At 67.1% G+C, this 11,391-nt stretch carries 11 protein-coding genes; 3 read left to right on the forward strand and 8 right to left on the reverse strand.

What is annotated here, in order from left to right; all coding sequences use genetic code 11:
* Positions 1 to 21 precede the first annotated feature (21 nt).
* From ACFOMD_RS15705 to ACFOMD_RS15725, 5 genes are all read right to left on the reverse strand, one after another.
* The gene (locus tag ACFOMD_RS15705) at positions 22 to 1,389 is read right to left on the reverse strand and encodes an O-antigen ligase family protein (protein ID WP_380863060.1); all 1,368 of its coding nucleotides are present in this window, start codon (positions 1,387 to 1,389) and stop codon (positions 22 to 24) included.
* Positions 1,389 to 2,027, reverse strand: a complete 639-nt coding sequence (locus ACFOMD_RS15710; RefSeq protein ID WP_380863062.1) for a hypothetical protein — start codon at positions 2,025 to 2,027, stop codon at positions 1,389 to 1,391. The genes ACFOMD_RS15705 and ACFOMD_RS15710 overlap by 1 nt, the downstream gene beginning before the upstream one ends.
* Positions 2,011 to 4,224, reverse strand: coding sequence for a GumC family protein (locus ACFOMD_RS15715; RefSeq protein ID WP_380863064.1), 2,214 nt, complete (start codon positions 4,222 to 4,224; stop codon positions 2,011 to 2,013). The genes ACFOMD_RS15710 and ACFOMD_RS15715 overlap by 17 nt, the downstream gene beginning before the upstream one ends.
* Positions 4,225 to 4,253: 29 nt before the next feature.
* On the reverse strand, positions 4,254 to 5,534 hold the full coding sequence (locus ACFOMD_RS15720) for an outer membrane beta-barrel protein (RefSeq protein WP_380863066.1): 1,281 nt from the start codon (positions 5,532 to 5,534) through the stop codon (positions 4,254 to 4,256).
* A gap of 332 nt (positions 5,535 to 5,866) precedes the next feature.
* Entirely contained in the window at positions 5,867 to 6,631 is a 765-nt protein-coding gene (locus ACFOMD_RS15725) for a metallophosphoesterase (protein WP_380863068.1), read from the reverse strand.
* A 69-nt stretch (positions 6,632 to 6,700) separates the two neighbouring features.
* Here ACFOMD_RS15725 and ACFOMD_RS15730 point away from each other — a divergent pair, with 69 nt between their 5' ends.
* On the forward strand, positions 6,701 to 7,261 hold the full coding sequence (locus tag ACFOMD_RS15730) for a polysaccharide biosynthesis/export family protein (RefSeq protein WP_380863070.1): 561 nt from the start codon (positions 6,701 to 6,703) through the stop codon (positions 7,259 to 7,261).
* A gap of 10 nt (positions 7,262 to 7,271) precedes the next feature.
* Here the strand turns inward: ACFOMD_RS15730 and ACFOMD_RS15735 are convergent, their stop codons facing one another.
* Both ACFOMD_RS15735 and ACFOMD_RS15740 read right to left on the reverse strand, forming a co-directional pair.
* Positions 7,272 to 7,760, reverse strand: a complete 489-nt coding sequence (locus ACFOMD_RS15735; protein WP_380863072.1) for a transglutaminase-like cysteine peptidase — start codon at positions 7,758 to 7,760, stop codon at positions 7,272 to 7,274.
* A gap of 124 nt (positions 7,761 to 7,884) precedes the next feature.
* Positions 7,885 to 9,210, reverse strand: coding sequence for a serine hydrolase domain-containing protein (locus ACFOMD_RS15740; RefSeq protein WP_380863074.1), 1,326 nt, complete (start codon positions 9,208 to 9,210; stop codon positions 7,885 to 7,887).
* Here ACFOMD_RS15740 and ACFOMD_RS15745 point away from each other — a divergent pair.
* On the forward strand, positions 9,167 to 10,210 hold the full coding sequence (locus ACFOMD_RS15745; protein WP_380863076.1) for an MBL fold metallo-hydrolase: 1,044 nt from the start codon (positions 9,167 to 9,169) through the stop codon (positions 10,208 to 10,210). The two genes, ACFOMD_RS15740 and ACFOMD_RS15745, sit on opposite strands and share 44 nt — an antisense overlap.
* 61 nt (positions 10,211 to 10,271) lie before the next feature.
* Positions 10,272 to 10,991 carry a class I SAM-dependent methyltransferase gene (locus ACFOMD_RS15750; RefSeq protein ID WP_380863078.1) on the forward strand — a complete coding sequence of 240 codons (720 nt, stop codon included), beginning with the start codon at positions 10,272 to 10,274 and terminating at the stop codon, positions 10,989 to 10,991.
* A 4-nt stretch (positions 10,992 to 10,995) separates the two neighbouring features.
* Here the strand turns inward: ACFOMD_RS15750 and ACFOMD_RS15755 are convergent, their stop codons facing one another.
* The gene (locus tag ACFOMD_RS15755; protein ID WP_380863080.1) at positions 10,996 to 11,391 is read right to left on the reverse strand and encodes a VOC family protein; all 396 of its coding nucleotides are present in this window, start codon (positions 11,389 to 11,391) and stop codon (positions 10,996 to 10,998) included.

Raw genomic sequence — 11,391 nt, forward strand, 5'->3', positions numbered from 1 at the left:
CTTGAACGGTCTGAGTGATCGTCAGGTGCGGTTTGCTGGCTTCAATTGCCTAAGCGTCGATGCCAACGACCAGCTCTGCGCCGTCGCAATCCCCAGCAGTGCCGCGTAGGTTACCGCCACCGCGGGCATTTGTGCGCTGAAATCGGTGATCGCGTGGACGCCGACCACCACCGACGTCGCCACGCCGAGCGTCGGGATCAGGGCGTCGCGCTGGCGGGTCAGGGCGCCGCGCAGGTTGAACGCCGTCAGCCAGACGAAGGCGACCACGATCGCCACGGCGGCCGGGATGCCGAGTTCGAAGGCCAGTTCCAGATAGCTGTTGTGCGCTTCCGGGAAGGTCTGGCCGCTGGCAAAGCCCGGCGCGCGGAACATCGGGAAGAGCGACGGGAAACTGCCAAGGCCATAGCCGGTCCACGGCGCGGTCTCGATCCCGCGGATCACCTGTTCGAACAGTTCGGCGCGGTCGAAGGTCTGCGTCGCCTCGAGGCGTGCGATGGTGCCGCCGCCGCTGACCGCGATGAGGAAGCCGGCGACGCCGAGCAGCAGGACAAACGTCAGCGCACGGGCGCCGGCGGACATGCCGCGCGCCAGCAGCAGGAAGGCGAGCATGCCGGTCGCGCCGGCGGCAAAGCCCATGCGCGAATGCGTCTGCAGCCACGCCATCGCCACCAACAGCGCGGCGAGCGTATAGGCCAGCGAGCTGCCGATGAAGGCGTCGACCAGGCGTTGCGAGCGGGCCATCGACCGATCCGACAGCCGATATTTGGTGCGAAAGGCGCGGATCGCCAGCGTCGCGCAGATCAACACGCCGATCGCCGCATAGGTGGCATAGCTGTTGCGGTTGACGAAGGTCGACGTCAGATCGTCATGATAGGCCCACCGCGGGAACCACAGCAGCCAGTCGTTGCCGGACAGATAGGTGATGAGGCCGTAGGCCGCATAGGCGATCGACGCCCAGGCCAGCCAGCGCAGCAGCGCCCAAGCCCGGTCGGAATCGCGACTGAGCTGGAGCGCCAGCCAGAAGACGCCAATATAGCTCAGCCAGCGCAGGATGCCGGTCAGCGCCGCATCGGGCGCGAAACCGAGCCGCGGAAAGACCGGAGCGCCCAGCGCCGTTTGTGCTGAGACCCACAGCGGGTCGGCGGCGCCGGCCGGCACGAAGGTCTGCACCACCGCCCACAGCGTCACCGCCCCGGCGATCCCGAACGGCACCCAGAGCGCGCGATGCCACGTAAGCGAAGCGCCGTCTTGAAGCGCCCGCGCGCGCGCCACCAGCATCAGGCCGGCCAGCAGCGCGATCAGGCTCCAGGCGAACGGCCGGTTGGCACCGAACGGCAAGGGCGCCAGCACCAGCAGTGCGAGCAGCAGCGGACGCACCATCGCCGCCATCAGCCGGCCACCGCCCGATCGAAATCGTCGAGTGCGGGATCGCCGCGCAGGATGTAGCGCACAAAGGGCACTGCCCCGGTCTGGCGCGCGACCGCGACCAGCCCCATCACATCGACACGGGCGACCGCGCGGACCTGCTGGGCGAGCAGATCCTCATGCTCTCGGTCCCCCGGCACATGCAGCGAAACGCCGACGGCCAGTTGCTGCGCGTTGAGGCGCGGCTCATGCGCGCCGGTCAGCACCGACATCCGCCATGCCGCCCGTGCGCCGCCGCCGTCCCCCTCGCCCGCGCGAAGCAACGCCAGCCGCAGCCAGTTGAACGGGGATGTCGGGCAGCGCGCCAGCGTGCGCTCGACCAGCGGCTTGATCTCGCGCGGGTCGGCGCCGGTCGTCGTGAGCGCCAGCGCGGCATTCGTATCGTGGCGACAGCGTTCGAACCAGTTGGCGGCGCGCCGGCTGCCGTTGGCGGCGCTCAGCACGTCGTCGCGCCGCACGGCCTCGCGGCTGCGTACCGCTTCCAGCGTGGCTTCACCGGGGAGCGCAAGAATGGCGGCCGTCAGCGAAGCGGCGCTGAGCGCGGTAAGCGCGAGACCGGCAATGCCGACGATCAGTGCGACGCGGTCAGGCCTTGGCGCCATAATATGCGCCATACTTCGAATAATGGTAACCGTAGTCGCCGTAGCCGTACTGGGCGTGGCGATCCATATCGACCTGGCTCAGCACGGTGCCGGTGAACGGTACGCCGAGCTTGCGCACCTGGCGCAGCGTGTTGGTGACCACCTGTGCCGGCGTTTCGCCCCAGCGAACGACCAGCAGCATCGCATCGACGAGGCGCGCGACATTCTGGCTGTCGGTCATCGGCACGAACGGCGGCGTATCGACGATCACCAGGTCGTAATGTTCGCGCAGCAGCCCGAGCAGCTGCTCCATCCGCTGAGACCGCAGCAAATCGGCCGGGTTGGGCGCGCCAACGCCGGCGGTCAGCACCTGCACTTCGGTTTTGGGGTCCTTGCGAATGACATCGGCGAGCTGCCCCTTGCCGCTCAGCACCTGAACGAGGCCCGCCTCATTGCTCAGCTCGAGCGCCTTGTGGAGGCGCGGGTGGCGCATGTCGGCGTCGACGAGGATGACCTTCTTGCCCGACTGCGCGAACACGCGGGCAAGGCTGGTGCTGATGAAGGTCTTGCCCTCCGCCGGCACCGACGAGGTCAGCATGATGACCTTCGGCGGATCGTCGACATCGATGAGGCTGAGCGCACCCTGCAGGGTTCGGATCGATTCAGCGACCATCGATTGCGGCCGCTCGATGATCACATCCTCGGGGTTTTCATATTTGCCGCTGACGATCGGCACGAAGGTCAGCACCGAACCGCCACCGATCCGCTCGACGAGGTCGGCGCCGCGCACCGTATTGTCGAGCTTCTCAAGCGCGAAAGCGAGCGCCGCGCCTGCGATGAGGCCGACCAGCAGCGCCAGGCCGACGGTCAGCGTCTTGCGCGGGTATGCGGCATTCACCGGCACATCGGCCGGCGCGATGATGCGCGCATCCGCCGTCTGCACATCAACCTGCTCGCGCGTTTCCTTGTAGCGGTTGAGGAAGGTCTCGTAGAGCGTCTTCGTCGAATCTGCCTCGCGCTGCAGCTCGCGCAGGCGAACCTCCGCCTGCCCGCTGGCGCCGACCCGGCCGCGCAGGCCCGAAAGGCTGCTCGACAGCGCGCCTTCGCGGGCGCGGGCCACCGATACCTCGTTCGCCGTCGATGCCGCGATCTTGCGAACCTCGTCACCGATCTTGCTGCGCAGGTCGCGCAGTTCGGCGGTGGCATTGATGATGCGCGGGTGGCGCTCGCCATAGGTCGCCTGCAGCTCGGCAAGCTTGCGCACGACCTCGCTTTCCTGCTCGCGCAGGCGCTGGATCAGCGGAGAGTCGATGATGGCGCCCGAGGTCTCGATATTGGCCCCGCCGCCGGCGACGAGCTGCCGTACCTGCGACAGCTGCGCTTCCTTCGCCGCCCGTTCCGACCGCGCGAGGATCAGTTGCGAGTTGATCTCGGACAATTGCTGGCTGTCGACCCCGCCGCTGACGCCGCCGACGAGGCCGTACTGGATACGATAGAGTTCGACGGCGCGATCGGCGGCAACCGCCTGATCACGCAGTTCGGCGACACGTTCCTCCAGCCAGCCCGAGGCGCGGCGCGTCGCTTCATATTTCGCTTCGATCTGATCGCTGATGTAGAGGTCGGCGAGGCTGTTCGCCATCGACGCGGCCTTTTCAGGATCTTCTGAAATCGCACGAATTTCAACGACGTACGACCTCGGCACCACCGAGATTTCGATGGCTTTCCTGACCCTCTGGGTGATCCGGGTCCGTTCGCGCGCCCGCGCCAGCGGCTCGACCGGCGCCTTGTACTGCTGGCGCTCGCCGAACCAGGACGCCGGCTTAAGCAGGTCGAAATTTCCCTGCGCGGCCTCGACTGCCGGATTAAACTCGGGATCCTGGTCGAGCTTCAGCCGGTCGATCAGCTTGCCCATCAGAGCGCTCGACCGCAGGATCGACGCCTGCGTCTCCATCGTCGCCGTATCGGGCGCCATGTCGGAGACGACATCCTGGATATCGACGACCTGCGTTTTCTGGGTCTGCACCGCCACCGCCGACATGGCGGCATAGCGCGGCGTCAGCTGGTACACCGTCAGCGTCGCCAACAGGACGACGCTCAGCGTGATCGCGCCGATCAGCTGCCATCGGCGGCGGAGAATCCCGATCAGCGCGCCGAGGTCGAGCCCCGGATCTGGCCGATCAACAAGGGGCGCGGGCGGGGCAGCGGCAATGGTGGCCATAAATACTCAACACTACAGGGCCTCGACGCTCAGAACTGAGCGCCGAGGGTGATCAGGAACTTGTTGCGGCCGTAGTCGCTGGCCGGGAGGTTCGATTCCCGGCTGATCCATTCATAACCGGCCGACGTGTAGAGCAGGCGGTTGAGCTGATAGCGGAGGCTCGCCTGCGCGCCGTAATTGTCGTCGCTGCGCGCCGCGGCCGTGCTGCCGATGCTGCGCTCATATTTGTTCTTCGAATAATTCACCCCGCCGTTCAGCGTGAGCTGACGGGTCAGCTCGTGCGTCACCCGCACGCTGCTCGAGGTGTTGAGATAGCCGGTATAGCCCGGGAACACCGTCTCCTCGATCGAGCGATCGAGGTTGATCCGGACGGTGGTCAGCTCGGTCGGCGACCAGATGAGGCCGGCGCCGAAGATCGCGTCCTTCGTCGTCTGGAAGCGGGCGTCGTCATAATTGCGATTGAGGTAGCCCGCGAAGATCTCGCCGGTCAGCAGCCGGGTCAGCTCGAAGCCGATGCCGCCGGTAATGCGGAAGCCCTTGCTGTCGCGATCGAAGCCGAGGTCGTCGCTCGCCTCATCATAGTTGATGCTGTCGTACGACGCACGAACCAGGAAGTCGTAGCCCGGCGAGAATTCATAGCCGATCTTGCCGCCAACCTGCGCAAGGCTGCGGTCACGGTCGTCATTGTTGTCGATCGTGCCGTTGTTGCGCTCGACGTCGTCGAAGTTGAGCTTCCGGTAGCCGCCGTCGACGCCGAACAGAATACGACTGACATCGCGCTCGAAGCCGAGGCCGGTGTCGAACGTCTTGTACTTCACCGGCTCGGAATTCGAGGTCAGCGCGTTCGGGCTGCCGCGATCCTCATGATCGACATCATAGCTGAGACGGCCGCTCAGCCGGGTGTCGCGCACGACTTCGGTGCGGAAGGTCGTGCCCGCGCCGTAGTTGGTGCGGCTCTCGTCGTCGAACTTGTCGAACTCGAGGAACTCGACGCCGGCGCGCACATCCCAGCGGTAGCGGCTGGTGTCGGCGGTAAGCAGCAGCGACGGCGCGACACGATAGATGGTGTCGGAGCGCTCGCCGCCGTCGGTCGCGTAGACGTTGTCGTCGAACAGCAGGCCCGCCTCGATGCGCGGCAGCACGCGGAAGGCGCCGACGCGGCCACCCACCTGCTCCAGCTCGGAGCTTTGCGTGTCATTCTCGCGATTTTCCTCGAGCCGGGTCTTCTCCTCGACCTGCGCCAACACCGGCGCCACCGAAGTCATCATCGCAATCGTTGCCGCCGAGCGCAGCAGAAGTCCGAACCGCATCCTCAACCCCCGCAGGTCAAAAGAAAGCTGCATCGCGCCAGACGGATGCCTGGCACGCAAGACGCACACTCAACGGTAAGCGGACCCCCACAAACCGATCGACCGATCGGCGAGCATTCGCGGCAAACGACGGGAGACATGAATGACGGGATGCAATGTCGCCGCCCCGGAACCCCCTGAAGGTTCCCACATCGTCCGTTGCAGATTCGCGAACGCGAAACACGCACGGGGGCAGACAGTAAACGCGACAAGCCCCTCTCTCGTTGTGTTGGCAGAAGAGCCGCGTCCGGTCCAGCGCTTTTGCCGGTTCGTCGCGGCTTTTCGCCGGTTCGTCAGGCGACAAGAATCTCGACGGACGCGCCCTCGATCACCGCGGCGGTCAGCCGCCCGCTCGCATAGGCGCCGGTATCGAGCCCGATCCGGCTCGGCAGCACTTCCGCCGCGTCGGAAACGGTGTGTCCATGCACGACCCGCCACGGCAGCGGCCTGCGGTGGCCGAGGAAAGGTTCGCGGATTTCCAGCAGGTCGCTGCGCGACTGTTGCTCGAGCGTTCGGCCGGGGCGAACGCCGGCGTGAACGAAGAGATAGTCGCCCACCTGCACGGTCAGCTCAAGCGATTGAAGAAATTCGAGATGTGCCGGCGGCAGCTGCGCGATCAACGCCTGGCGCAGATATTCCATCCGGTCATCAACCGGCACCGACGGCAGCGACACGCCATAGCTGGCAAGCGTCGCCATGCCGCCATAGGCGAGCCAGGCCGGGCCGATCGACGGGTCGTCGAGGAAGGTCAGCAGCGCCGCTTCATGGTTGCCGAGCAGGCGCCGCGTCGGCAGGCCGGCGAAGTTGCCGCCGAGCAGATGGTCGATCACGCTGCGCGATTCAGGGCCGCGATCGACATAGTCGCCGAGCAGCACGACGAAGGTCTCGGGCGCCGCGCCATGTGCCGCGAGATGCGCGGCGATCTGCGTCTCCATGTCGCGGAGCTTGTCGAGCCGGCCGTGGATGTCGCCGATCGCATAGACACGCACGCCGGCTGGCAGCGCATATTCGCGCTTGCCGGCGGACGGCCAAAACTGCTGCAACAGCGCCTTCAACATGATATCAGTGCACCGCGTTCGGCTCGGGTGGGTCAGCCGACGCCTAGTGTGAGTGAGGGGCTTCAGGCAATGGCGCGTATCGTCTCGCTGCTTTTTTCGCTGTGCGTTCTGCTGGCCGCGCCGTTGGCGCAGGCTGCGGAATCGGCCACGCCGGCCGCTACCGCGGACAGCGGCGCCTACCGGCTCGGGTCGGGCGACAAGCTGCGTATCACCGTCTACAATGAAGATACCCTTTCGGGCGAATATGAAGTCGACGGCTCAGGCACGCTGGCGCTGAAGCTGATCGGGCTGATCGACGCCGGCGGCAAGACCATCGCCGAGATCACCAGGGCGATCGAGAACAAGCTGAAGGAGGGTTACCTCCTCAACCCGAGCGTCGCGATCGAGGTGCTCAACTACCGGCCGTTCTACGTTCTTGGCGAGGTCAAGGAGCCGGGGAAATATCCCTACGTCAGCGGCATGACCGTGCTCAACGCGGTGGCGCTGGCCGGCGGCTATACCTACCGCGCCAAGCAGAGCCGCGTGCTGGTGATCCGCGCCAACGACCCGGCGAAGGAAGAGCAGGAAGCGGACAAGAACACGGTGATCATGCCGGGCGACATCATCCGGGTGCCGGAGCGCTTCTTCTAAACATCTTGCGTCAGGCGACGGTGATCCAGAAGGGCTGGCCCGCGGCCTGCCGCCGGTCCCAGCGATAGTCGAGATCCTGCCAGTGGTGGACGGCCGCATAGCGGCTGTCGATCACATAGGTCACCAGCGCGCCGCCGCGGCGGCCGTCGATGGTCAGCACGGCATGGTAGATGCCTTTCTCGGTCCAGCCGGTCGCGAGGCGCAGCGACCGCGGCGGCCAGCCGGCCGCCAGCAGCTTGGCGCGCACGGTCAGCGCATGATCTTCGCAGTCGCCGGCCTCGCTGGTCGAGACCGTCCAGATGTCTGTGCCAGGCGCGTCGGCCTGTTTGCCGAGCGCGCGGACTTCGCTGTGAATGCGCTGCAGTTCGTTGAAGCGGGCGGTGGTGATGTCGACGGGGCGGCAATAGGGATCGCCCGAATTGCGCTCGCAAAAGCCCAGCCAGCCGGCGGGCGGCGCGGTCACATGACCGTCGCGCATCGCGGCGCCGTCGCTGCTCATGCAGCCGGCCAAGAGAAGAGCGGCGGCCAGCGGCCCCGCCTTGAAACGCCCCCACAACATTCCCGCCTCGTCACGCAACCCCGCCCAACATCGGCGGTTCGAGGGTCCTTATCGCTTACGAAGGTTAACGAATCAGCTCATCCAGCAACGCTTCTTCATAGGCGCGGAAGTTGGATCGCTTGCCGGGATAGTCCGCCGGATTGGCGGCAGTGCCGGTGACCGCATAGACGTAGCCGCGCCCCCGCGCCGGGTCGATCCAGAGACCGCTCCATAGCCCATAGGCGTCGCCCATATGACCGAGCCAGCGCGGATCGCCGGCCACCGGCTGGTCGCCCCTCCCCACCATGCACTGCACCGACTGGCCGTAGCAGCGCATCAGCCCGCCATAGCTCTCGCCGGTCGCCCCCTGCCCGTCGCGCCAGACGGGGGTGAGCATCGCCCGCACCGTCTCCGCCTTCAGCAGCCGGACACCGTCGAGCTCGCCCTCATTGAGCAGCAACCGCGCCACCCGCCCGAGGTCACGCATCGAAATGCGCAGGCCGCCCTGCGGGCTGAACAGGGTGCCATTGTCGCCGGGCCGATAGCTGGCGACGTCGCAGGCCGCGTCAGGCGTCGGCAGCCGCACGAGGCAGGCCGGCGGCTTTCCCTTCAGATCATCGACCTGCACCACCCAGTCGGGGCTCGGCGTCCATTTCTCCTCGTCGGCACTCTTGCGGTAGAGCGCCCCGGCGCGCGCCAGCGCGGCGTCCGAACAGCCCGACCAGTTGAAGCAGGCGTCGAGCTTCAGCGGCCCGGTCACCAGCCGCCCGACCAGCCGGTCGAAGCGCTCGCCGGTCACCTTCTCCATCACCGTCGCCGCGACGCCGAAGTTGAGGTTGGTGTAGCTGAACACCGCCCCCGGCGGCGCCGCATGCCAGCTCTTGGCCGACAGCGACCCCTGCACCGTCGCGCCGAGCGGGAAGAAATAGCCGCCGTCGTCGAGCAGGCTCGACCGATGCGACAGCAGCAGCCGCAGGCTGATCGGCGCGTCGGGGTGCGCGGGGTTTCGGAACCGCCAGCCGAGATAGTCGGAGACGTCGCGGTCGAGATCGAGCCGCCCTTCCTCGACCAGCCGCAGCACGGCGAGCGTCGTCATGACCTTCGACACCGAGGCGACGCGCACCGGCGTGTCCACCGTCATCGCCCGCGCCGGATCGATCACCGCCAGCCCCCGCGCCTCAGCGCGCACCTCGCCGGTACGATCGACGACGACGGCGGCAAGCCCTGGCAGGCCGGGGCTCACGCCGGGCTGCCCGTCCACCAGCGCCTGCAGCGGGTCGCCACCCGCGACCCTCGGCGCACAACCGCTTGCGACCAGCGCGCCGGCCACCCACAGTGGCAGGATGAAGCAACGGGCGAGGCGGTGGATGACCGGACTGGCAATCGCGATCGTCGTCTTCGTGGCGATCATCCTGCTGCTCCCCCGGCTGCTCGACAGCCGCTACTATAGCGGGCCGGTCAGCGATCACTACAACGGCCAGCGCTTCGTCAATCCGGGCGCTGCCGATGTCGTGCGAGGCCTAAGCGACGTGCTGCGCTGGCGGATGACCGCCGACCGCGCAGAATGGCCGGCGACCGTCCCGGTCACGCCCGCCAAGCCCGCCGCGCGTGTCGAGGGCGATGCGATGGTCGCGACAGCCGTCGGCCACGCGACGGTGCTGGTGCAGACCGCCGGGCTCAATATCCTCACCGATCCGGTCTGGGCGGCGCGGGTCAGCCCGTTCAGCTCGCTCGGCCCGAAGCGCGTCCGCGCGCCGGGCGTGCGCCTTGAAGACCTGCCGAAGATCGACATCATCCTCGTCAGCCACAACCATTACGACCACCTGGACCTCGACACGCTGAAGAAGCTCTGGGCGCGCGACCGGCCGCTGATCGTTACCCCCTTGGGCAACGAAACCCTGCTGAAACGGCACGGCATCGACTCCGTTGCGCGCGACTGGGGCGAGAGCGTCACCGTGCGCGACGGCGTGAGCGTCACCGTCGAGCGCGTGCAGCATTGGTCCACCCGCTGGAATTACGACCGCAACCGCGCGCTCTGGGGCGGCTTCACCGTGACGACGCCGGGCGGCAATCTCTATTTCGCCGGCGACTGCGGCTACAGCGACGCCTTCACCGCCACCGGCGCCGCGCGCGGCCCCTATCGCCTCGCGCTGCTGCCGGTCGGCGCCTATGAGCCGCGCTGGTTCATGAAGCCGCAGCACATGAACCCGGCCGAGGCCGTCCAGTCCTTCGCCGACCTGCGCGCCGAAACCGCCGTCGGCATCCACTGGGGCGTCTGGCAGCTCACCGACGAAGCTATTGACGCCCCGCGCGAGGACCTCGCGCACGCGCTCCGAGAGGCAGGGATCGCATCGGGCCGCTTCGTCGCGTTGGAGCCCGGCGAGCGGATGGAAATTCCGGCACTTCCTTAGCGATTGTGCGTCAACCAGCGCACTGCCATAGATGCCGCCTGACCGTCGTGAAGAGGGGCGAATGGACATCGACGTTCGGTATACCGACGGCCAGTATCTGGCGCAGACGGGCAACTGGCATGAGGATGATGCGCGCTGGAAGGCCCGCCACATCCTGTCGCTGATCGGCGGCGCCGGGCTTGCGCCACACTCCGTCGTCGACATCGGCTGCGGTACGGGTGGCGTGCTCGCCAACCTGCAGTCGATGATGTCGCAGGAGGTCGAGTTCACCGGCTACGAGATCGCCGCTCCGGCCTTCGCCGTCGCCGAGGCGCGCAGCAACCCGCACCTGCGCTTCATCAACGGCAGCGCGCTCGAGGATGACGCCGCGCCGCTCTACGACCTTGCCATCGTGATGGATGTCTTCGAGCATGTGCCCGACTACCTCGGCTTCATTGCCGGTATCCGGCGACTGGCGAAGGCGTTCGTCTTCCACGTCCCGCTCGACATCTCGATCCGGTCGCTGATCAACGAGTGGCCGATGGAAGCGCGCCGGACGGTCGGCCACATCCATTATTTCACCACCCCGACGGCCAAGGCGACGATCGCGGAGAGCGGTTACCGCATCGACCGGGCGTTCCACACGCACGCGATCATGCATCCGCCGCCGCAGGGCTGGAAGATGAAGCTGCGCCGCTGGCCGCACAAACTGCTGTTCAGCTACAATACCGACCTGTGCGCCAAGGTGCTGGGGGGCTGCTCGCTGATGGTGCTGGCAACCCCCGTCGCCGACGAAGGCTAGCGACTCAGCCCACCGCCCCGCCGATCCGGAACGCGCAGAGCTTGTTACCGTCAGGGTCGCGGAAATAGGCGGCGTAGAAGGCACCTGGCCCCTCGTCGCCTCGCACGCCCGGCGCGCCTTCGTCCTGCCCGCCGAGCGAGATCGCCTTGGCGTGAATCGCATCGACCAGCGCCCGGCTGTCGACGTGCAGCGCCACCATCGTGCCGTTGCCCGCCGTCGCCCGCTCCTGATTGTAGGGCGTGGTCACGCCAAGGTGCGGTGCCGATTCGGCATCGCGGCCCCAGACGGTGCAGCCCGGAAACTCCATGACCCGCTTGCTGCCCGTGACAGCGAACAGCTTGTCGTAGAAGGCGTTGGCGCGGTCGTTGTCGTTGGTCCCCAGCAGCACGTAACCGATCAT

Source organism: Sphingoaurantiacus capsulatus (assembly GCF_042648405.1).
Classification (GTDB): domain Bacteria; phylum Pseudomonadota; class Alphaproteobacteria; order Sphingomonadales; family Sphingomonadaceae; genus Sphingoaurantiacus; species Sphingoaurantiacus capsulatus.

Bases quoted from the DNA above. Each gene is read 5' to 3' on its own strand.
- ACFOMD_RS15755 (WP_380863080.1), bottom strand. From the start codon at position 11,391: ATGATCGGTTACGTGCTGCTGGGGACCAACGACAACGACCGCGCCAAC.
- ACFOMD_RS15735 (WP_380863072.1), bottom strand. From the start codon at position 7,760: ATGAGCAGCGACGGCGCCGCGATGCGCGACGGTCATGTGACCGCGCCG.
- ACFOMD_RS15725 (WP_380863068.1), bottom strand. From the start codon at position 6,631: ATGTTGAAGGCGCTGTTGCAGCAGTTTTGGCCGTCCGCCGGCAAGCGC.
- ACFOMD_RS15705 (WP_380863060.1), bottom strand. From the start codon at position 1,389: ATGGCGGCGATGGTGCGTCCGCTGCTGCTCGCACTGCTGGTGCTGGCG.
- ACFOMD_RS15715 (WP_380863064.1), bottom strand. From the start codon at position 4,224: ATGGCCACCATTGCCGCTGCCCCGCCCGCGCCCCTTGTTGATCGGCCA.
- ACFOMD_RS15750 (WP_380863078.1), top strand. From the start codon at position 10,272: ATGGACATCGACGTTCGGTATACCGACGGCCAGTATCTGGCGCAGACG.
- ACFOMD_RS15710 (WP_380863062.1), bottom strand. From the start codon at position 2,027: ATGGCGCCAAGGCCTGACCGCGTCGCACTGATCGTCGGCATTGCCGGT.
- ACFOMD_RS15740 (WP_380863074.1), bottom strand. From the start codon at position 9,210: ATGATCGCCACGAAGACGACGATCGCGATTGCCAGTCCGGTCATCCAC.
- ACFOMD_RS15745 (WP_380863076.1), top strand. From the start codon at position 9,167: ATGACCGGACTGGCAATCGCGATCGTCGTCTTCGTGGCGATCATCCTG.
- ACFOMD_RS15730 (WP_380863070.1), top strand. From the start codon at position 6,701: ATGGCGCGTATCGTCTCGCTGCTTTTTTCGCTGTGCGTTCTGCTGGCC.
- ACFOMD_RS15720 (WP_380863066.1), bottom strand. From the start codon at position 5,534: ATGCGGTTCGGACTTCTGCTGCGCTCGGCGGCAACGATTGCGATGATG.